Raw genomic sequence first — 21,472 nt, 5'->3', positions numbered from 1 at the left:
TAACCTGCCTCCATGTAAGCAGTTTTGAGACCTATACCGCTTCGATACCTACAGCGCCTTGCTGCATCTGGTACATACGATAGTACTCACCCTTGCTATGAATCAATTGCTGGTGGGTCCCTTGTTCCATTATTGTACCATGATTCAATACAAAAATTTGGTCCGCTTGTTGAATGGTAGACAAACGATGAGCAATCACCAGAGTTGTTCTTCCTTCCTTCAATACCTCCAGCGCTTTTTGTATCAGTTGTTCTGTTTCCGTATCAATGTTTGCTGTCGCTTCATCCAAAATCAAAATGGCAGGATCAAAGGCTAACGCGCGAGCAAAAGATATCAGCTGCCTTTCTCCCATCGACAAAGTATCCCCTTTTTCATTAACAGGTTCATCATATCTTCCGGGTAATTTTTCCACAAAGTGATCAGCACCGACAGCTTTCAACGCTTGTATGGCCATTTCCCGGGAAATACGCTCATCCTCCATGGTTACATTCGACATAATTGTTCCACTAAAGATAAAAGGATCTTGAAGAACAATTCCCATGTGGCTACGAACTTGCTGTCTCGACCACTCGTTCGTCGCCTTTCCATTGATCCGGATTGTTCCCTGCTGTGGATCATAGAAACGGAATAACAGATTCATTATGGAGCTCTTTCCTGAACCTGTATGACCAACGAAGGCAGCTGTCTCTCCAGAACTCACTTTGAATGAAAGATCTTTAAGCACATCATTCCCCTTTTCGTAGGAAAACGTCACTTGATCAAAGTGAATATCCCCTTTGTACCGTTCAATCGGTGTAGTTTCGACAGGCTCTCCATTTTCATTCAGGATTTCAAAAACACGCCCTGCAGCTACACGGGCTTCTTCGAGCTGCGGCAATTGATTGACAAGGTCTGTCACCGGCTGGAAGAGTCTGTTCAGATAATCAACGAATGCATAAAGCACGCCAGCAGTAACGATGCCTTCAGGACCGATGGAACCTGCTCCAAAGTACCAAATAAAAGCGACGAAAGCGAGATTTCTCAGTACATTCACGAGATTAAATGATGTTAGAGCATTTAGTCTGATCAATTTCCTCTGGTAGACAAAGTGACGCTCATTCAAGTTTTCAAAATCTGCTGACGTCTGTTTTTCCTGCCGAAAGGATTGGATGATTGACATTCCCTGGATCGCTTCATTTATATTTCCGTTCATGTCACTGAGGGTGGAACGCACGACTTGGTTATACCTTCCTGCATACCCTTTGAACAACTTCATCCAAATCAGCAATATCGGGATTAATAATAAGCTCAACAAAGCTAGTTTCCAATCTAATAACAGCAATGCGATATAAATGCCGCCCATATAAAAGAAACTCGTCACGAATGTCGCTAACACTTTTACATACAACTCACGGATCGACTCTGTATCATTCGTTACCCGAGCGACCACCTTGCCTGCCGGTTGGTCGACAAAGAATTGGATCGGCAGTGTCTGTATATGCGTGAAAAGATCATCTCTCATTTTTCTAATAATTCTATTTGAAGACTTTTGCAGCAAAAACGTATGTGAAAACTGAAACACGGATGAAATGAGCAGTAACCCCACGTATATACTGAGGAGCCAATAGATGGACTTCATTTCAGGAAGAAAAAAACGGTACAATTCCTGAAGCTCTATTTTTTCAGCACCTACAACATACGTACGGTTTGACGTTTCAACGGTCAATACCCCGTCCTGCCATTGACGACTGCCAGCGATGGGCACTTGTTCCTCCGTGAAATAATAGCTTCGATCAACTTGCAGAATCGTCCGAGTTTGAAGGATTTCATCCGACTCATTACTTCGATCGGAGCGTTTATACATATCCCCTCTGTACGTAACGGTATGTTCATCTTTTGTTTCGACCTGATGCCATTGAGTTTCAATTCCAATGATATGCTGATCAATCAGCCTTTTGGCAATGAATGGACCGGTGAGTTCTAAAGCAACGGCGATGATTAAACAAACCAGACCAATGAATATACGTTTACGAAACAACCACGCATACTGAAACAGCTGTTTTTCGGTCGATTTCTTCATCGTCCCACCTCCCCGTTTTCCAACTGTTGATGCTCATACTGCTGTTGATACCATCCGCCATTTTGAACCAATTCATCGTGCGTCCCCTTTTCGACAACTGCTCCATCGTCGAGGACTAGGATTTGATCTGCATGGGTTACGGCTGAAAGTCGGTGAGCGGCAATGAACGTCGTCTTTCCTTGCCGTTCTTTTCTCAAATGTTGAAGGATTTCAGCTTCTGTTTTCCCATCTACGGCTGACATGGCATCATCCAGCAATAGAATTTCTGGGTCCATGATAAAAGCTCGGGCAATGGAAACCCTTTGTTTCTGTCCACCCGAAAGTGTAACTCCACTTTCCCCGACTTTTGTGTCCAGCCCTTTAGGGAGATGCTGAATATCATTTGAAAAATGAGCAAGCTCTAACACTCGGTTAATTTCCTGGTCGGGTGCACCTGGTTTACCAAATTGAATATTCTCTCTGATTGTTTTTGAGAACAGCACCTGTTCTTGTGGGACGTAACCGATCCACGCCCTTGTCTGATCAAGACTAAGGTCTTCCAGAGAAACACCATTTACCTCAAGACAACCAGAAGCCCCCGGATATTCTCGAAGGAGCTGACGGAACAAAGTGGTTTTCCCTGCCCCCGTTCTCCCAACAACCCCGATGGTCTCCCCTAGCTTCACTGTTAAATGAATATTATCAAGACTTTTCTTATCTGCCCCTGGATAAAGAAAGGATAGCCCTTTGAACACAATCTGCTTCGGCTCTTCTATTAAAGCAGGTGTCTGTGGGTCTTTCACGTCCGATTCATAATCAAGCGTCGACTGTACACGATCCAAGGACGCATTTCCACGTTGCAAAACGTTAATCAGTTCACCAACGGCAAACATCGGCCAAATTAACATCCCTAAATAAACATTGAAGGAAACCATTTCTCCTAAAGTGATTTGGTTTTTGAACACGAGGTTCGCTCCGTATCCTAATCCAATCGTATAAGAAAGGCCAACCAATATTTTGATCGTCGGTTCAAATAGAGCATCAATCTTCGCTACTTCTATGTTTTTATCGTAAACTTCACTGGTCATTTTGTTGAATGACTGTTCATCATTCTTTTCTTGCACAAAAGCTCGAATGACTCGAACTCCTCGAATGGACTCAAGGACTTGATTGTTCAATTCTCCAAAAGATTCCTGTGCTTCTGTAAAACGCTGGTGAATTACTTTCCCGTACCGATTCATGACAAGAGCCATGATCGGCAAGGGAATCAACGCCGCAAAGGTCAACGGCCAGCTTATCGTAAAACCCATAACGGCAATAATCATCATCATAAACACGGTCGAATCGACCAGGGTCAGGATACCGAAACCCGCCGTCATCGTCAGAGCTTTCAGATCATTCGTAGCTCTAGCCATAAGATCCCCTGTTCGGTTCTTTCCAAAAAAAGTCGGAGTCATCCGCAGAAAATGATTCATCAAGCGGGACCTCATTGTTTTCTCCATCATCATCGCACCACTGAATAGCGTATAATCCCATAAGTAGGAAATGGTATAACTCGAGATGATGATGACCCCATAAATGAGTAACAGTTCCAATAGACGCTCTCTCGTAAAGGAATTGAACTGTATTTCATCAATCGCCATCCCCACAAGTTTCGGAGGAATCAAATCAATCATACTGACAATGATTAAAGCAATAATCGCCAATGTGTAACGCTTCCAATAAAGTTTAAAAAACCAACGCAGCTTGAACAATACACTAAACATCAACTACCACCCTCTCTTCAAAACAGTCGCTAACCGCTCTCTTTCCAATCTTCGTTCCATTCTTTCTTTTCCATGTAGTGAACCATTTTGATTCCTCCTCTAAAATGCTTTGATTTATATAAAAATCGGTCGTGTAACCGATTTCTATCCAAACAAAAAAAGACATACGTCCTTTGACGTATGTTTTCACACATAAAAAAGGCACGTACCTACGTGACCTTGTTCCTTCTATACGATTTTAATAAAAGTCAGATAAACAAACGGCTTTCAGTCACGATCGATATGAAGTTGTCTTTATATTGAAGACGTTGCTTTTTCATCATCGTGACCTCCCTTTTGTATCAATGATTATATATTATATATTTTTCAGAATTTTAAATCAACCATTTTTTTAAACAGTCGTTATTCAACAATAGGGCAGGATGGTGTAAGACTCGATTTTGAGGCGTTCGGGGGGTTCGTTGCTGAGTAGAGCGTCAGGGGTGGCTGGGAAGCAACTCGCTTTCCTGTGGGGGAGCGCCGAGCTTCCTCGGGCGGGCTAAAGCACTAAGGGATCTCGCCGATCTCCTTCTCCCACGGGAGTCTCGCAGCTTCCCAACCACCCCATACCATGAAGGTAAGAAACGAACCCATTTACTGTGTGAGGGTGCCTTCTACTATCTTGCGCCTATAAATATAAAGCTCTCTATAACAAGCTTTTCGCATGCAGAATAGCGTGCTTAGGAGTTCATTCCCCTCAAATAACCACGTGCATAAAAGAAGCTTATTTCGGAAGTGGTTTCGAGATACTTAAATGGTAAAGGGGCGGAGGGGAATGGCGAGACTCCTGCGGGAAAAAAGTGCATGGTGAGACCCCACAGGACGCAGTCCGAGGAGGCTCACCGCGCTCCCGCGGAAAGCGAGCTATTCCCCGCAGCCCCCATCCACTCAACAAAAGTCTCGAAACTTATTTTTCAAGAAAAGGGAGCGATATTTAGATAAGATTCTGGCCTTCTAGGATGACGAGGGCTAGGATGAGGACTATGATGATGACGAATACGATGGATAGCGGGCGGGATACGTTTGCCCTCTGAACCTCATCCCAACGGACAGGACGAATGCCGCTGATTGAGAAAATGGAGACGGCCGCCAGAAGGATGGACATGATGTTTACCGTCACTAATAAGAATGCACCATAGGCTGCTGTCATCGATCCATCTCCAATCGACATTCCCATAGCGACAGAAGGCGGAAGCAAAGCTACAGCTACCATCACACCAACCAAGTTCCCGGATAAACGGTTCAAAAAAGCAAGCGCTCCAGCAGCGCCAGAGGCTACCCCTAATGGAATATCAATCAAAGTAACCTTCGTTCTATCCAAGTATTGAGCGTTTTCCATTCCGACATCAGTGAAATAACCGAAGGCTATGGAAATAAACAATACGATCGCTATACCATATAAAGAACTAACAGCTGATTGCCCAAGCCCTTTATAATCTCCAAGAATAGCAAAAAAAGCAACGGAGATAACCGGACCAATCATGGGCGCAATAACCATAGCCCCGATGACAACCGCTTCACTATCTTTAATAATACCGACAGTAGCTACGATAGCTGATAATAAAATTAGTAAGGAATAATTCATTGTAATATGACTGTTTTTTTCAGCGGCATTCATCAATTCATGCCGACTCGCTCGAAGCAGACGAGACCTTTCCTCTTCATCGTCTTCCTGTGCCTCTTCCTCTTTGGTTTCTTCATGAATGGTTTCCTTGGAGATATAGGTTTGAACAGGGATTAACAGGGTTTCAAACCCTTCCACCACATTGGAAACTTCCTCTAAATAATTGAGGATTTCTTCCACCTCATTTTTTTGGACGAGGATTCGGACAAGCATACGTTCTTCTGATTCACTGGAAACCCAATACGAACGATGATCATACCCGTTCAGCTTTTCATTGATGGAATCGAAGTGTTTGTCAGGAATGTACACTTCAATCAGTTGCAAGTTCATGCGGTTCACCTCTATTCGACCATTCTGTAAAGAAGTTGATGAATCTTTAGATCTTTCTACTCTCTCTGAGGAAGTATTGAACCTCCTTCATAATGTCTCCTATTTTTCACATACTAATTCTACTTAGCCAAGAAGAGAAAGGAGGTTCCTTGATGTCTCTCCTACTACCTATGAAAAAAGAAGAATATCTATCGTCATCCAAAGAATTGCTTAACCAAAGCCCGGACCTCGTCCAAAAAGTGTTTAATCATGAGGGTCAATTAATTATTGTCCAATTCATTCATTATCAAATAAACAAAGATCAACTAGAGGATGAACTTCTAGAAATCATCACAAAATCTAATCGTCCCTGGACCAATGAAGCTCTGTTAAATAAAATACCCATAGCTTCAACAAAACAAGAGAACAAAATGGATGCCATCATAGAGCAGATGATTCATGGAAGTGTATGCATTTATATTGAAGGTGAAAAGGAAGCGACGCTCTTCGCTCTGCCTAATCAAGAACACCGTTCTTTAAACCAAGCAGAAACAGAGTCGCTGGTATTTGGCCCTCAGGTTTCGTTTACTGAATCCCTCATGACGAACCTGAATGTCATACGGTGGCGTTTAGATACATCAGATCTTGTTACGGAAAAATTGATTGTCGGCGAGCGGATTAAGTCGGAAATTCGTATCGTGTATTTAAAATCTCTTGCCGATACAGAAAATGTGGATACTATAAGGCAGCGGATCAGCGATTTAAAAGTCCCTGAAGTAGAAGACACTAGTGTCCTTGGACAATTGATCGAGGACTCTTCCAGTACAGTTTTCCCACAATTGATATTCACAGAATTGCCTGACCGCTTTTGCCAAGCGATTGTTAAAGGCCGTGTAGGAGTGATGGTTGATAAAAGCCCGACCATGTTGATTGGTCCAATGAACCTCTTCAGTTTTTTTGAGTCGACGGAAGATTTGTATATGCGCTGGAATATGGGGAGTTTCATAAGGTTACTTCGTTTCATTTCTATGGCTTTGTCCATCATTTTGACACCGATGTATGTAGCTGCTCTGACGTTTCACTATGAAATCATCCCAAGCACCCTGCTTGTATCGTTAGGCCAATCGCGGTCAACCGTCCCCTTCCCACCCGTTCTAGAAGCCCTTTTATTGGAAATGTTAATTGAATTGCTTCGCGAAGCAGGGGCGCGATTACCTACCAAGGTAGGTCAGACAATGGGTATCGTTGGAGGGATCGTTCTCGGTCAGGCTGCTGTAGAAGCTGGGTTTACGAGCAACATTCTCATCATTATCATCGCACTCAGCGCACTGGCTTCCTTTACTGCCCCGAGTTATTTAATGGGGACAGCGGTTAGGATCATCCGCTTTCCGATGATCCTTCTGGCAGGCGCCTGGGGAATCATCGGAATTGTTTTTGCCCTGTCTTTCCTGGTCATACATCTATTAAAGCAGAAATCATTGGGGCGTCCATACTTGTCCCCTATCTATCCATTGCAGTGGGGTGACTTCAATGAATCAATATTCAGAGTACCTTTTCAAAAAAATGCGGAACGGTCAAAATCCCTCATGACCAAAGATAGATCCAGATACAATGAATCAAAAGCGGCCGAACGGAATGATGTGGACCGTCTATGAAAACGAATATTCCCTTCCACCCTGATCGTGCCGTTCAAGCTTTTTACCTTTTCTTTATCATCCACACCTCTCAAATCGGAGCCGGGTTAATGGGAGTCCCGAGGATTCTTGTCCTAGAAGCAGGGGTGGATGCCTGGATATCAGTTTTAATCGCGGGTCTTTACCTTCATTTGGTTGTTTTCATCATGCTGCAAATTTTAAAGTCTTATGAAAATGCAGACATCCTTGGGATCCAACAAGATTTGTTTGGCGTATGGATTGGAAAAACGTTGGGCACTGTGTACGTCCTTTATATTTTCCTGCTACTCTTGACGGTGATTAAGAATTACATTGAAGTTGTTCAGGTGTTTGTCTTTCCAGAGATGCCGATCTGGCTTATGGCTCTCTTTTTACTCTCGCTTATGGTTTATAGTATCTTAGGCGGCTTCAGAGTGGTTGTAGGAACGAGCGTCATTTTTTTCTTCCTTACCATCTGGCTTGTCTTTACGATCTATAAACCGATTACCTATATGGACTGGGAACACTTCTTACCAGTCTTTCGGACACCGGCTCCTGATTTACTAAAGGGCGTGCAGCAAGTCACCTTTTCCGTGCTTGGACTTGAGATTCTCTTTTTTGTTTATCCGTTTATCCAAGACAAAAAAAGAGCGGCGTTGCCTGCACATGCGGGTGTATTCTTTACGACTTTCCTCATCCTGTTAGTAACCGTTGTTTCCATCGGTTATTTCAGTCCTGATCAGTTGAAGGCCATCGTATGGGCCACATTATCCTTGTTCAAAATCATTAGTTTTTCCGTTCTAGAACGGTTTGATTTTATTGCGGTGGCGTTATGGATGATGGTCATCATACCGAATATCGTTTTATTCGGGTGGATGATTGTCCATTCCTTGAAGCGACTGTTCAATGCTCCCAAGAAACCAACGCTATATGGATTGGCATTCCTTTTATTCTTCACTTCGATAACGGCTGAAAAAAGGGTCGCCCTAAACGAACTGACCAATTGGACGGGACAAATCGGGTTTTGGATTGTTTTTGTCTATCCATTTTTGATTTACATGATGATTCTATTAAAAAAATTAATGAAAAAGAGGAATGCTTCATGAAATGGTCCTCCATTCTGATTATCGTTTTCATACTCGCAGGTTGTATTCCGAAGTCTTATATCGAAACATTAGGAATTATCACAGCTGTCGGGTATGATCTGACTGAAGACCAACGGATACGGGGCACTCTCGTCATGTACCAGTTCGATACGGCTGAAGCGAGCACATCACAGGTCGTTACAGGGGAAGCAGATACATCAAAAGGGATCCGGTTTGCTACAAGCCGGCTCACCAGTCATCAACTTGTATCCGGGCAAGTGAGACTTGAAATATTTGAAAGCGAACTGGCTAAACGAGGAATGATGAAGTATATGGACACCCTTCAAAGGGATGCGGCGATATCGGATATGGGTTTTTTAGCTACCAGTGAGGTCCCGTCAGAAGACCTCTTGAAATCAGGAAATGATGAAGATCGTCCCAACACAGGAAATTACATTCAGGAGCTGATTAAAAAAAGCATCAACGAAGAAGCCATCCCCAATGCTGTTCTGACCAGTTTCCTGCATGACTATTACGATGCCGGTAAAGATCCCATCCTTCCATCCCTTACCCTTGATGAGGATAAAGCAGTGATCAACGGGATCAGTTTATTCCAGGATGACCGCTACGTCCATACCACATCTCATGAAAATACGTTTTACATTATGTTGATGAAGCAGGAATTCCAGCACGGGCAATTTCAAATCCAACTGGCAGATGATGCTTTAAAGAAGTATCACAAGAAGGAAAGCATCGACAAACCAGGCGATGGTGCCCTGCATGTATCGATCCATGAACTAAATACCGAACATGACATCCATCCTTCTAAAGGAGATCCGACAAATCAATCATTCACACTGAAGATGGAAGGGCGCTTGTTGGAAATCACCCAAGATATCGATTTAAAAAATAAAGAAGCTGTAGAAGCTTTGGAAAAACAAGTTGAAAAAGAAGTAAAAGAACACCTTCAAGAAACATTGCAGATTCTAATCGAACATCAAGTCGACCCGGTCGGATTCGGAGCTAAATATAACGCCCAAAACAGAACGAATCGGGTCACAAAAGAAAATTGGCGCGAACAAATCCCAAGTCTCCAAGTTGATTTTGATGTATCGTTTAAACTACTCCGCTATGGCATTTCCGAATAAAGATAAAACCCCTTGTGAAGAAAGGTTCGCCTTTTCATCACAAGGGGTTAAATCCATTTAAACAATCCCCAAGCCCGTCTTTGTGTGTAATTCTATTTATGAAGATGAACCGCTACCTACGCTTCGATCTGGAAACATTTATGAGTCCAAAGTCCATCCTTGTCAGTTAGGAGAAAGTCATCAGGCTGCCTGCCAATCATATATAGACGATGAAGAGGTCTCGTCATAGCTACATAGAGCATTTTCAAATCCAATTCATTTTTCTCATAAGAATGTTCATTACAATAGAGAAAAACGACATCAAACTCCAGCCCCTTAGCAAGGTATGCAGGGAGAATGACACGATTCCCTAACATGTCCGCATTCTCTTCCATAATCTCGAAGGAAGGAAGTTCACGAGCCAGCTGCTCCGCCTCTTGTTTTGTTTTCGTAACGAAAGCGAAGTTGTTCATCCCTTTTCTGACTAAATCGTTGATCAGCTGATGGATGTTCCCTTTCCGAAGCTCATCCCTATAAAGAAAAGTAGGCACATCCCCATGTCGGACGACAGGCTCCGCTTTCGGAAGTGCATCCGGCATATCGTCTAGAAGACCATTCGCTAAGTTCATGATTTCAATTGTCGTCCGGTATGTCTTTTGCAAGGTGAGATAGTTCGCTGTTGGGAAAATTTCGTTTTGAAGTGTTTCCCAATTATCTAATCCCCGGTAATGATAGATCCCTTGAGCCAAGTCTCCTACAATAGTGAACAAATCCGTTTGAAAAGCCTTCCTCAAGCTGAAAATTTCCATAAAGCTATAATCCTGTGCTTCGTCAATGACCACTTTCTTTGCACGATCATCAGGATCAAGACCTGTGATAAAGGTCTTCAAATACAAAAGAGGAGCCAAATCCTCCGCAAAAAGCTTCCCGTTTGCGTGCACCTTTCTCGTATTCTCTCTCATTTGTTCCCACTCATAAGATTCTTCAGCATGAACCTTTGAAAACATTTTCTCCTCAAAGAGCTGCTGATAGATGTTCCATACCGCCACTTTCGGATATTTCTTCATAAAACGATTAACCGCTGTCCGGGCTGCTTTCTTAATTTCATCCAGCCTTTCCTCTTTCCGTGTAATTAAAAAACTGACGCGGATTTTCCGTTTCTCCGCATCCTTCATCCCATAAAGCGCATCATCCAGGGCTTCGTCATATTTGGCTGCTATTTTGTCCAATATTTGTTTCTTTTTTCTTCTTAATTCACTTTGCAATACGGCTTTAATTTTTTGGACGCGCACCTCGTAAGGAAAATAGCTGTATTCCTCAAAAAACAGACGATTGATGGCTTTTGCACTTTTAATCTTGAATCCTGCAAGCTTAAAATCACTCTCTACCTCGTAGCATTTCTTCCATATTTGCAGATAGCGATCCAGGATTGCTTTGAATGCTTTCGATCCTTTTAGTCGTGCACCATGAATAGAACTGTGATCCGAAGATTTTTCCACCACATTCATTAGCACCTCATGCTGAGAGATGACAGGCAGATGAATACCCGTAGCCTGTTGAACAAAATCGGTGAATGTCGTTTGTCTAGCTCGATCCACCCCAAGTTCCGGCAAGACTTCAGATATGTACTGAATAAACAGGCGGTTAGGCGCAAGAATAAGCATTTCTTCAGGACGGAAAATTTCTTTCATCGTGTACAGAAAATAAGATATCCGATGAAGAGCTATCGTTGTTTTCCCGCTCCCCGCGGCCCCCTGCACAACAATCGGCTTTCGTAAGTCTGCACGAATGATTTTATTCTGTTCTTCTTGAATCGTCGATACAATTTCAGTTAAACGCTTCTCTGCATTTTGAGCTAACGAATCCTGAAGCAATTCATCCTTTGTTGTAAGGTCGATATCCCGGTAATCCAACAGTTCTCCATCTTCGATTTGGTACTGTCTTTTTAAGGAAACATCCCCTTCGTATCTTTCTCCAAGAGCTTCATAACTCACTTCTCCCAAGCGTCCTTCATAATAAACATTTGCTAGAGGAGAGCGCCAATCCAAGATGATAGGAAACTGAGTTTCTCGGTCAAATAATGACGTCTTACCAATATAAAAAATTTCTCGATCGGGCTTTTCTTTTTGATGAAAATCGATGCGGGCAAAGTATGGTTTGTTTCGTAGATGTTTGAGGTTCTCCAGCTGGTCTTTTGAAATTTTCATGAAATTCGCATGAGAAAGCATTTCTTGATATCTAAGACTGCTGTCCTTGAAGCTAAGGTTCTCAAGGGTGTCTTCCTGGCGTTTCTTCAGTGATTCCTGACCCGTTTCCTGTGAGGTGATCAGTCTGTCCATGTAAGTTATCGTAAATGATAGCCGGCCTAGTTCTTTATTAAATTCCGGATGCTGTTCCGTCATTTGAGCCATTCCTCCTTCTTATTGTTCTGTAAGGTTCACAGGACTTCTCCCTAATGGAATGACGCGTGAGCGTTGCCCTTCATGCAGTTTTTCAAAGCAACGAATAAATAAGATACCACAACCACGATGGAAGCGCAATCATTTAATAAAATATTTAAACTCCCGATTGTGGAAGACTCAGTTTCGAGATGTTTGTGGGAGTTTAGGGGATCCGGGAAACAGTTTGCTTTCCATGGGGCGGGCGCTGAGCCTCCTCAGGCTACGCCTTCCGGGGTCTCAGCTGTCCCACACGTCTCATAGGAGTCTCACCGTTTCCCTCCGCCCCTTGTCCAAAAGAGTATCTCGATACTACTTCCAGAATAAGCAGCTTTCCAGCGTATTGGTAGTCGATGAATTAAACTTTTAAACAAGCTAGTCATTTGTATTCTAAAGCTTGCTATAGAGCGCTTCTCAACCAGGAAGCAGTGGTTATGGAAGACCCTCCATTCGTGTACGTGGGTTCGTTTATCTCATCTCTCAAATGAGGTGCTTGGGAAGTTGCGAGACTCCCGCGGGAAAGGATTGGCTGGGGAGACCCTGCAGTGCGAAACAGGCTTGCCTCAATCACCAAAGGAAAGCTACTTCCCAGCCACCCCCTAACGCTTAACACGGCAAACGAACCCCAGAAAGTCTCGAAACTGAGTCTTCCACAATCCTGCCATATAATGAAGATAAAATGAAAAGCAGTTTAGTTTAAGTGTGCGCCTTGTTTGTGCGTACACCTAAACTAAACTGCTATTGAAAAGTCATCTTAGGGTCTTTTTTTGTTTTCCAAATATTTCGGCAGATGCATCTCAAATATAAAGAAGGAAAGAATACGCAAAAGTACAGGATATAAGGCCAGAAATCCTACCAAATCCCCAATCCCCCCGAGAAGATCGGTAAAAAGAAGAACGATCGCCAGAACAAGCATGAGAAAAACAGTTACAAGTCCTACTCTTCCGTTGATAGGTGTCCAGGCTCCTGCGATTGTTTTCGTATCCTGCTCTAAAAGTTCGAAACAACGATAATGATAAGGACGTATTCGGAACCAGTTGGATGCTGTCACAAGCTCGTCACGGTCCTGAATTTTTTTATAACAATACCGACAGATGTTTGTGTTCACGAAATCTACTCCTGATTGAGATATTTTTTCATTAGCAAACACTCGTTGCCCTTTTCATTATATCGCAAAATATCCATAACTCTAAACATTAACGTAATTCCACGTCCACTCTTCTCCAAATCTTCCACACTTGGAAACCAGTGCTTCACATCACCTGCCACTTGATAAGGTCTCCAGTTAAAACCGTCTCCATGATCATAGACTCTGACGACCAATCGTGAATGAAGAAAGTGAATTTTTAACAAAACGGGATAATCCGTCCTCTCATGGTGGCCATGGACCCATGCATTCCATACAGCTTCGGTAATGGATGCGTCCACAAGAAGTTGATCGTTCCCATAGTATTTGGCCAGATATGGTGAATATTTCCGTCGGACATCTCTCAGTTCTCTCGGATGTCTGATATTGGCTTCTATAGATGGCTTCATCATTCAGCCTCTCCTCTTCTAAGTCGATGATTCGCAATCATCGTTCTTAGTAAATGGATTTGTTCACTTTCCTATTCCCTTTATCCAAATGACTTAAAAGGGAAAGTGTTAACTTCTTCATAAAAATGGAAAATAGATGCAACCATCTCTCCTCAACGGATGGAAGATACCTCACTTTCTTCTTTCATGACTTTGAATGATTTCCATTACTTTTTCTTTCGTCCGTTCACTTTGATAGCTCTGCATGGATTCAAGAATCTGGTCACGATTGTCAATCAGTTGACGGAGATCATTCAATAATGTTTCATTTGTGAGTTCTTCTTCCTCTCTTTTTAGCGCGTATCCCTGTTTAACAAAAGAGTCTGCGTTCAAAATCTGGTCTCCACGGCTCGCTTTTCTTGATAAAGGAATGAGAAGCATGGGTTTTTTCAAAGCTAAGAATTCAAAGATCGCATTTGATCCTGCTCTCGAGACGATATAGTCTGTAGCAGCAAACAAATCCTTCAGCTCATCCTGAACATATTCGAACTGGGCATAACCACGCTTGTTGATAGACGTATCTTTGTGCCCGTGCCCACAAATATGAACGATCTGAACTTCCTGAAGCAATTCATCTAAATTGTCGCGAATCGCATCATTGATTCTTTTCGATCCTGTACTACCTCCCATCACCATCACTACAGGTTTCTGTTTGTGGAATTCACACAAGGCTAAGCCTTTAGAGCGGTCTCCTTCAAACAGCTCTTCCCGGACAACGGCCCCGATATATTCGCCTTTTCCTTCTGGCAGGTGGTTCATGGTCTCTGGAAAAGTGGCCAAGATTTTTTTCGCAAAGGGGAAGGAGAGTTTATTGGCTAGACCTGGCGTATAATCCGATTCATGAATGACTGTCGGAACACTTTTCAAACGGGCCGCCATGACGACCGGTACGGAGACAAATCCCCCTTTTGAAAAAATAACTTGAGGCTTCCTTTTCTGAATGATGCGAAGAGATTGAGCTAATCCTTTCAACACCTTGAAAGGATCCTTGAAGTTTTCCTTCGACATGTATCTCCTCAGCTTTCCTGTTGAGATGCCATGGTAGGTGACTCCATCTAAAGGCTCGATCAATTTTCTTTCAATCCCACTGTAGGATCCGATGTAATCGACGGTGTATCCTTGTTTCTGGAATTCTGGAATCAGCGCAAGGTTCACAATGACATGTCCCGCTGTTCCTCCACCTGTAAATAAAATCCGTTTCTGACTCATATGTTAATCAACGTCCTTTCAGAGAGCTTCTTAAGTAGGTCTGGATGTGTTACTATGCTATAATCCTCGTATTCCTCTAAAGAGAATTGTACCAGAAAAGAGTGTGGCCTATGTATGAAACAAAGACATTAAAAGAAAAAATAAAATTGTTCTGCGTTATCCTCATTCCTATCCTGATCACACAAATCGGAATGTACCTCATGAATTTTTTCGATACCATTATGGCTGGTCAATCCGGGCCTGACCAACTGGCAGGAGTAGCGATAGGGTCAAGTATTTGGATGCCTGTATTTACAGGATTGAATGGCATCCTCATGGCTATTTCCCCAATTGTTGCCCAACTAAAAGGGGCAAAGAAAGAAAATGAAATTTCATATTCCGTCAAACAAGGAATTTATTTATCCATCGTTTTGGCCGGGGGGATAGGAACGATCGGATTCTTTTTATTGGATCCGATCTTGTCTGTACTAGACATCACTCCCGAGGTCCGGCATGTAGCGAAATATTACTTAGTGACACTGGGAATAGGAATCGTACCCTTATTTGTTTTCAACATCCTTCGGTCATTTGTTGATGCTCTGGGACAAACCAAAGTTTCAATGGCTGTCATACTGATGACACTGCCCATCAATATTCTTTTCAATTATATGTTCATTTTCGGTCGATTGGGTGCCCCTGAACTCGGAGGAGTCGGAGCAGGAGTAGCTTCTGCTCTTACCTATTGGGTATCATTAGTTATTATTGTTACCATCATTCACAAACTCCGCCCACTAAAAACCTATAAGATTTTCCAATCATGGATTTCGCCTGAATGGAAAGAGTGGTGGGCACAATTGAAAATCGGCATTCCCATCGGTTTTGCGATCTTTTTTGAAACGAGTATTTTCGCGGCCGTAACATTTTTCATGACGGCTTACGACACGAATACGATTGCCGCTCACCAGGCAGCCATCAATTTCGCCTCTCTTCTCTATATGGTTCCTTTGAGTATCGCCTTCGCACTTACAATTGCCGTTGGATTCGAAGTCGGGGCAGAAAGACACAAGGAAGCTAGAACGTATTCTTATTTAGGAATTGCTTCGGCTGTAATAATGAGTGTTTTTGCAGGTCTGATTTTATTTTTGTTTGATGATACGATTGCAAGACTCTACAGTACAGATGACAGAGTGATTGAATTGACTAAGAATTTCATTATCTATGCCATCTTTTTTCAGCTGTCTGATGGATTCGGAGCACCTCTCCAGGGTATTCTCCGCGGCTATAAAGATGTGAACATTACGCTTGTCATGGCATTCATTTCTTACTGGGGCATAGGCTTGCCGAGTGGGTACTGGCTTGCGAACTATACGCCCCTCGGGCCTTACGGATACTGGTTAAGCTTAACGATCGGCCTGACCGCAGGAGCCATCACGCTCCTCATCCGTATGCTGTACATCCAAAAAAGAAACACCCAAATAAGCTCCGCTTCCTAGAAACTATTATTAAACAATCTGGCAGGATTGTTTAATACTCGATTTCGAGATGTTTTGGGGTTCGTTGCTGAGCTGAGCGTCAGGGGTGGCTGCGAAGCAACCCCTACACTTAGAAGAAGCCTCTTCCAACCTCCTTGTCCAGTTGTCATAAAGCGCGAAGTAACAGCATTTCAATGGGAAGGCCTCAGACTTCTTCATTTCGACACATCTTGCAAACTCTGCTGTTTGTGGAAGTAGTCTCGAGACACTGATATGGCAAAGGGGCGGAGGGGCATGGCGAGACTCCTGCGGGAAAAAAGTGCTTGGTGAGACCCCACAGAGCGAAGCTCGAGGAGCATTCCTGTAGGGAAACGATTTGAGGAAATATTGAATAGTTTGCGGTGTGCATAAAAAAATCCCCCTTGGTACGATAGAGAGTGTCATGCATGACCTCGAATTAAGTACCGAAGGGAGACTTCAATTATGGATACTACACAAAATCAAAGAATAATGCAAACCAATGAACACACGATCGCTATAGGGGTGGACGTGGCGAAACACAAACACGTGGCCCGAGCGGTGGATGATCGTGGGGTTGACCTTGCCAAACGCATGGTTTTCTCCAATTCACTAGAAGGTTTTCAAAAGTTACAGAAATGGATTCAGGCTTTAAAAGCGCAAACAGGACGTACCCAAGTCATGATTGGGATGGAACCTACCGGCCATTACTGGCTGAACTTAGCGCACTATCTAAAAGAACAGAGACTAACGCCTGTCGTTGTAAATCCTATGAAAGTTCAGCGCATGAAAGAGATGGATGATGATTCGCCTACGAAAAATGATACGAAGGATGCGAAGGTCATCGCCCAAATCATTCGCGACGGTCGTTATCATGAGCCGACAATGCCTGAAGGGGTTTATGCCGAGTTGCGCGAAGGGATGAAGCTTCACGATATGATTCAGGAAGACCTTTCATCCATCAAAGCGCAAATGCATAATCTTTTGGATCGCTATTTCCCAGAGTTTCTCACCGTATTTAGTAAGTGGACAGGGAAAACAGCTTCCTATATTTTAGACCAAGGTTATCTCCCGGGGGACCTTTGTCAAAGGACAGAAGAAGATCTCCTTCAAGAGCTTAAGACGCATGTGTACAAGGGCACACCACGTGTTACCGTTCAAAAACTTAAAGAAGCCGCAGCCTCTAGTGTAGGAATAAAAACCGGTCTGGGTATGGCTAGAGAAGAACTCCGTTTTCTTGCGGATCAGTATAGAGAATTGGAGAAACGTCTTGATCGTCTTCAGGATCAACTGGAAGAGCTCGTTCTACAAATCCCTGGCGCAGACCTTATGATTGCGATTAAAGGTGTCGGTCCAATGTCCGTCGCTGGTTTTTTCGCTGAAGTTGGTGACCTCTCAAACTATAGAGATCCACGCCAAATTATTAAATTAGCGGGACTCAACATCATGATGAACCAATCAGGCAAATACGCAGGACAGAGGACAATTACCAAACGGGGCAGGCGGAAATTGCGATCCATCTTGTATAAAGTCGCTCGTCCTTTAGCCCAAAACAATGACGGGTTCCACGTATTATATCGGTATTTTAGAGACCGGCCGCAAAATCCATTGACGGGAAAGCAAGCCTACGTCGCCATTGGTCGTAAGCTTATTAAGATCTTCTTTATGATGGGAACCCGACAACGCGCGTTTAGTGAAGAACGAATGCTTCGAGATATCCCTCATCTTTCTCAAGAACAGGCAGCCGCCTAACTATAGACGTTTCGTGTCTTATTATGAATTTGGTTTAACAATGGTTTTTGATCTTCTTACAATTGAAGCACGGATAAGCTGGTCACATTCCGAGCATTAGGGCACAGACCCACCCGAGGAGCTTTTCCGGCATCCACACATGGTCAGGTCGAACGAAGGAATTTGCGCGCACAGACGCCGAGAGATATGGGAGGGTCCACCACCATGTTTAATGTGGAGATCCAAGGTGCGATTATAAAACCCATTTACTGGAACTTAACCTCTCCAGTCTGTTTAAGCGCCTATACGTATTCCATATTCATTAAAAAATGGAATATATTTGAATGAATGACCTATGTTTCAATATTCAAAGAAGAAGAATACCAGAGAAAAACCAAGGATTTTTGAGAACGAATCCGTTTACTGAGGGAGGCTCACCGCGCTCCCGCGGAAAGCGGGCTATTCCCCGCAGCCCCATCCACTCAACAAAATTCTCGAAACTGAGTCTTCAAGAATAGGGAGCATATCTTGGATATGAAAAGAAGCGTCCTGAGGATGGACGCTTCTTTTTGATTTATTAGTTAATGGTTTAAGTTAAGGACGATTAAGCGTTCTTCTGTCATGTCATCGATGGTGTATTTCGGGCCTTCTTTGCCCCATCCACTATCTTTCACACCACCATAAGGCATGAGGTCGACACGATATTGGGAGGAATCATTGACCATTAAGCCCCCAACTTCCACATTTCTTGCTGCATAAAAAGCGGTATCGATATTTTGTGTGAATATACCACCTTGGAGACCATAGGGGGAATCATTCACTTCCTCGATACATGATGAAAGGTCAGAAAATGGAATAATACTCACAACGGGAGCGAATATTTCTTCACAGACGACTTTCATCTCAGGTTTCACATTTGTTAAAACCGTAGGGTGAAATAAAGCAGCATCACGATTGCCGCCATGGAAGACTTGGGCTCCTGCTTCCTTCGCCTCCTCCACCCATTGTTCGGCACGTTCGGCTTCTTCCTCGCTGATCATAGGACCGACATCGGTATTTGGATCGTTCGGATCGCCTACATTCAACTTTTCAATTGCCTGAATGAACTTTTCCTGGAATTCTTCACGTACATCTTCGTGTACATACAATCGCTGGACAGAAATACAAACCTGCCCGGCAAAGGCGTAACTTTTAGCGGCCACGTTTTCTGCAGCAGCGTCCAAGTCCGCTTCTTTATCGATAATAACTGGTGAGTTATTCCCGAGCTCCAGGACGAGTTTATTCAAGCCTGTATTTTGTTTTAACTTCAGTCCGACTTCTGCACTGCCTGTAAACGTGTACAGGTTGATTCGTTCATCCTTCATCATTTGATTCCCCACCGTGGATCCAGACCCAACAACCACATTAAGAAAACCTTTCGGGAGTCCTGCTTCTTCGAACAATCCGGCTAATTTCAGTGCAGAAATCGGGGTCTTACTTGCAGGCTTCAGGACCACCGCGTTCCCTGCCGCTATAGCGGGTGCGATTTTATGTGCGACAAGGTTAACAGGGAAATTGAACGGGCTGATAGCTCCGACAACTCCGACTGGGACCTTGATGGTAAAAGCCATACGGTTTTCAGAACCTGGTGCTGCCTCTACCGGAACTCCCTCGCCATGTATCCGTTTTGCTTCTTCTGCGGCCAACTCAAAGGTCTGTGCTGCCCGGTCCAGTTCTGTTAATGCTTGTTTGATCGGCTTGCCAGCTTCCATCGTAATAGCTTTTGCCATGTCCTCTTGGTTTTCTTTCAATAGTTCACTCACTCTTTTCAATATTTCAAAGCGTTCATAAGGAGACATGGCATGCTTCTTATAGGCATGCGTCGCTGCTTCAATGGCTGCATCCACCTCTTTCTCAGACGCTCTAGCCACCTGTGCAAAGGTTTCCTGTGTGTATTTGTTCAATACGTCCAGTTGATCATTGGTGTCTATCCATTCTCCATTAATATAGAGCTTATAACGATCCATGAACCTCTCTCCTTTGAAATAGAATCTGCGGCTTTTCCTATTTCCTTATACGGGGATATATCGCAAGGATGTTAAAAAACAAAAAAAGCCTGAATAGAGGAAACCCTCCATTCAGACTTTTCGGCACTTTATAGGAATAATCCTGCAATCGTTGCAGAAAGCATAGAACCTAGAGTCGCACCGATAAGAAGTTTCATACCGAAACCAGATACTCGTCCACCTTTTTCCGCATCAATACCTTGAACAGTACCAGCTATGATACCGATAGAGGAGAAGTTAGCGAAACTTGTAAGGAAGACCGTTACAATACCAACTGTTTTCTCAGACACACTGTCAAGCATGTTAGAGAATTCAAGCATCGCTACGAATTCGTTCGTTACGATTTTCGTACCCATGATCGCACCAGCATCGACGACTTCAGCAGCTGGAATACCCATCAGCAAACCGATTGGTGCAATGATATAACCAAGTAGCTCTTGAAGCGTAAATCCGTTGAATACAGCTCCGAACAACCAGTTCACAAGTTCAAGTGATGCGATAAAGGCAATTAGCATGGAAGCAACGATCAGGGCGATTTTACCACCATCAAGTGCACCGTTCCCCATTGCTTCGAAAAAGCTTTTCGCGTTGGATACATCTTGAATATCCACTTTGTCATCTTCCTTAGAAACTTTAACCGGTGCGATGATGGATGAAACGATCAAAGCACTAAACATGTTTAATGGAAGAGCCACAAGGATATATTGACTAGGCAGCATTCCAAGGTACGCACCTACGATGGATGCAGATACAGATCCCATAGCGGAAGCACTGACAATGTACAAACGGTTGTCATTTAAGTTGTGGAACTGCGATTTGATAGCAATCAATGCTTCTGATTGACCGAAGAAAATACTGTTGACCGCGTTGAATGATTCAACTTTCGGCAAACCGGTAATTTTCGAAAGTCCCCAACCTAGATACTTAATAATGAATGGCAAAATCTTTAGATATGTTAGGACAGAAAGAATGGTTGCAAAGAAAATGATGATCAATAGAACGTTGAAGAAAAACACTCCGTTCTCTCCTACTTCTACGCCACCTAATACGAAATCAACACCTACAGAACCGAACTCAATCAATTTGTTGAAACCAGCGGAAATCCCATCAATAATGATTTTACCGATGGTCGTGTTGAACATGAACGCCGTTATTAGTAACTGAACGACAAGCATGACAGCTATACCTTTATAGTTGATGTTCTTACGATCATTGGACATCAGAAAAGCGATTCCAAGAATGATCGCGACAGCAAGAATTCCTAAAAGAATACCCACAATAAGTCCTCCCCTAATTGGTAAATAAAGTATTTATGAAAATGCTTACATCAAGTAATTCCACTATGGATTTTATCAGGTTGTCAGA

General features: G+C 43.3%; 14 protein-coding genes. 5 read left to right on the top strand and 9 right to left on the bottom strand.

The features are described from left to right. Positions 1-31 precede the first annotated feature (31 nt). The 3 genes from ACJA3J_RS05470 to ACJA3J_RS05460 form a co-directional block, all read right to left on the bottom strand. Positions 32-2,059, bottom strand: a complete 2,028-nt coding sequence (locus tag ACJA3J_RS05470) for an ABC transporter ATP-binding protein (protein ID WP_406945709.1) — start codon at positions 2,057-2,059, stop codon at positions 32-34. Continuing rightward, positions 2,056-3,804, bottom strand: coding sequence for an ABC transporter ATP-binding protein (locus ACJA3J_RS05465; RefSeq protein WP_406945708.1), 1,749 nt, complete (start codon positions 3,802-3,804; stop codon positions 2,056-2,058). The genes ACJA3J_RS05470 and ACJA3J_RS05465 overlap by 4 nt, the downstream gene beginning before the upstream one ends. A 973-nt stretch (positions 3,805-4,777) precedes the next feature. Beyond that, a complete protein-coding gene (locus ACJA3J_RS05460) occupies positions 4,778-5,797 on the bottom strand; it encodes a TIGR00341 family protein (RefSeq protein ID WP_089653118.1) in 1,020 nt (339 codons plus the stop codon). Between the two features lie 152 nt (positions 5,798-5,949). Here ACJA3J_RS05460 and ACJA3J_RS05455 point away from each other — a divergent pair, with 152 nt between their 5' ends. The 3 genes from ACJA3J_RS05455 to ACJA3J_RS05445 are packed head-to-tail and all read left to right on the top strand — an operon-like array spanning position 5,950 to position 9,661. Beyond that, positions 5,950-7,431, top strand: a complete 1,482-nt coding sequence (locus tag ACJA3J_RS05455; protein ID WP_089653116.1) for a spore germination protein — start codon at positions 5,950-5,952, stop codon at positions 7,429-7,431. Further along, positions 7,428-8,534 (top strand): GerAB/ArcD/ProY family transporter, encoded by a 1,107-nt coding sequence (locus ACJA3J_RS05450; RefSeq protein WP_406945707.1) that lies wholly within the window; start codon positions 7,428-7,430, stop codon positions 8,532-8,534. The genes ACJA3J_RS05455 and ACJA3J_RS05450 overlap by 4 nt, the downstream gene beginning before the upstream one ends. Further along, the gene (locus ACJA3J_RS05445; protein ID WP_406945706.1) at positions 8,531-9,661 is read left to right on the top strand and encodes a Ger(x)C family spore germination protein; all 1,131 of its coding nucleotides are present in this window, start codon (positions 8,531-8,533) and stop codon (positions 9,659-9,661) included. Before ACJA3J_RS05450 ends, ACJA3J_RS05445 begins: the two co-directional genes overlap by 4 nt. Before the next feature lie 116 nt (positions 9,662-9,777). On the opposite strand, the gene helD is transcribed toward ACJA3J_RS05445, so the two are convergent. The 4 genes from helD to ACJA3J_RS05425 form a co-directional block, all read right to left on the bottom strand. Then, positions 9,778-12,042, bottom strand: coding sequence for an RNA polymerase recycling motor HelD (gene helD, locus ACJA3J_RS05440; RefSeq protein ID WP_258871482.1), 2,265 nt, complete (start codon positions 12,040-12,042; stop codon positions 9,778-9,780). A 790-nt stretch (positions 12,043-12,832) separates the two neighbouring features. Next, positions 12,833-13,186, bottom strand: a complete 354-nt coding sequence (locus tag ACJA3J_RS05435; protein ID WP_406945705.1) for a hypothetical protein — start codon at positions 13,184-13,186, stop codon at positions 12,833-12,835. A 5-nt stretch (positions 13,187-13,191) separates the two neighbouring features. After that, a complete protein-coding gene (locus ACJA3J_RS05430; RefSeq protein ID WP_406945704.1) occupies positions 13,192-13,617 on the bottom strand; it encodes an ATP-binding protein in 426 nt (141 codons plus the stop codon). A gap of 168 nt (positions 13,618-13,785) precedes the next feature. Then, complete coding sequence (locus ACJA3J_RS05425) at positions 13,786-14,862, bottom strand: undecaprenyldiphospho-muramoylpentapeptide beta-N-acetylglucosaminyltransferase (protein WP_406945703.1); 1,077 nt, start codon at positions 14,860-14,862, stop codon at positions 13,786-13,788. Between the two features lie 110 nt (positions 14,863-14,972). Between ACJA3J_RS05425 and ACJA3J_RS05420 the strand changes: the two genes are divergently transcribed. Next, on the top strand, positions 14,973-16,334 hold the full coding sequence (locus ACJA3J_RS05420; RefSeq protein ID WP_406945702.1) for an MATE family efflux transporter: 1,362 nt from the start codon (positions 14,973-14,975) through the stop codon (positions 16,332-16,334). A gap of 462 nt (positions 16,335-16,796) precedes the next feature. Further along, entirely contained in the window at positions 16,797-18,083 is a 1,287-nt protein-coding gene (locus ACJA3J_RS05415) for an IS110 family transposase (protein WP_406945701.1), read from the top strand. A 560-nt stretch (positions 18,084-18,643) separates the two neighbouring features. Here ACJA3J_RS05415 and ACJA3J_RS05410 read toward each other — a convergent pair. Together ACJA3J_RS05410 and ACJA3J_RS05405 are read right to left on the bottom strand one after the other, a co-directional pair. After that, complete coding sequence (locus ACJA3J_RS05410) at positions 18,644-20,068, bottom strand: aldehyde dehydrogenase family protein (protein ID WP_115894561.1); 1,425 nt, start codon at positions 20,066-20,068, stop codon at positions 18,644-18,646. 128 nt (positions 20,069-20,196) lie between these two features. Further along, complete coding sequence (locus ACJA3J_RS05405; protein WP_089653096.1) at positions 20,197-21,384, bottom strand: NupC/NupG family nucleoside CNT transporter; 1,188 nt, start codon at positions 21,382-21,384, stop codon at positions 20,197-20,199. Positions 21,385-21,472 lie beyond the last annotated feature (88 nt).

The organism is Halobacillus sp. SY10, assembly GCF_045401165.1.
Lineage (GTDB): Bacteria > Bacillota > Bacilli > Bacillales > Halobacillaceae > Halobacillus > Halobacillus aidingensis.
The sequence above is the reverse complement of the archived record's forward strand: the minus strand, read 5'-3'. Positions and strand labels throughout refer to the sequence as shown.

Bases quoted from the DNA above. Each gene is read 5' to 3' on its own strand.
- ACJA3J_RS05450 (WP_406945707.1), top strand. From the start codon at position 7,428: ATGAAAACGAATATTCCCTTCCACCCTGATCGTGCCGTTCAAGCTTTT.
- ACJA3J_RS05430 (WP_406945704.1), bottom strand. From the start codon at position 13,617: ATGATGAAGCCATCTATAGAAGCCAATATCAGACATCCGAGAGAACTG.
- helD (WP_258871482.1), bottom strand. From the start codon at position 12,042: ATGACGGAACAGCATCCGGAATTTAATAAAGAACTAGGCCGGCTATCA.
- ACJA3J_RS05445 (WP_406945706.1), top strand. From the start codon at position 8,531: ATGAAATGGTCCTCCATTCTGATTATCGTTTTCATACTCGCAGGTTGT.
- ACJA3J_RS05470 (WP_406945709.1), bottom strand. From the start codon at position 2,059: ATGAAGAAATCGACCGAAAAACAGCTGTTTCAGTATGCGTGGTTGTTT.
- ACJA3J_RS05410 (WP_115894561.1), bottom strand. From the start codon at position 20,068: ATGGATCGTTATAAGCTCTATATTAATGGAGAATGGATAGACACCAAT.
- ACJA3J_RS05455 (WP_089653116.1), top strand. From the start codon at position 5,950: ATGTCTCTCCTACTACCTATGAAAAAAGAAGAATATCTATCGTCATCC.
- ACJA3J_RS05460 (WP_089653118.1), bottom strand. From the start codon at position 5,797: ATGAACTTGCAACTGATTGAAGTGTACATTCCTGACAAACACTTCGAT.
- ACJA3J_RS05465 (WP_406945708.1), bottom strand. From the start codon at position 3,804: ATGTTTAGTGTATTGTTCAAGCTGCGTTGGTTTTTTAAACTTTATTGG.
- ACJA3J_RS05415 (WP_406945701.1), top strand. From the start codon at position 16,797: ATGGATACTACACAAAATCAAAGAATAATGCAAACCAATGAACACACG.
- ACJA3J_RS05420 (WP_406945702.1), top strand. From the start codon at position 14,973: ATGTATGAAACAAAGACATTAAAAGAAAAAATAAAATTGTTCTGCGTT.
- ACJA3J_RS05425 (WP_406945703.1), bottom strand. From the start codon at position 14,862: ATGAGTCAGAAACGGATTTTATTTACAGGTGGAGGAACAGCGGGACAT.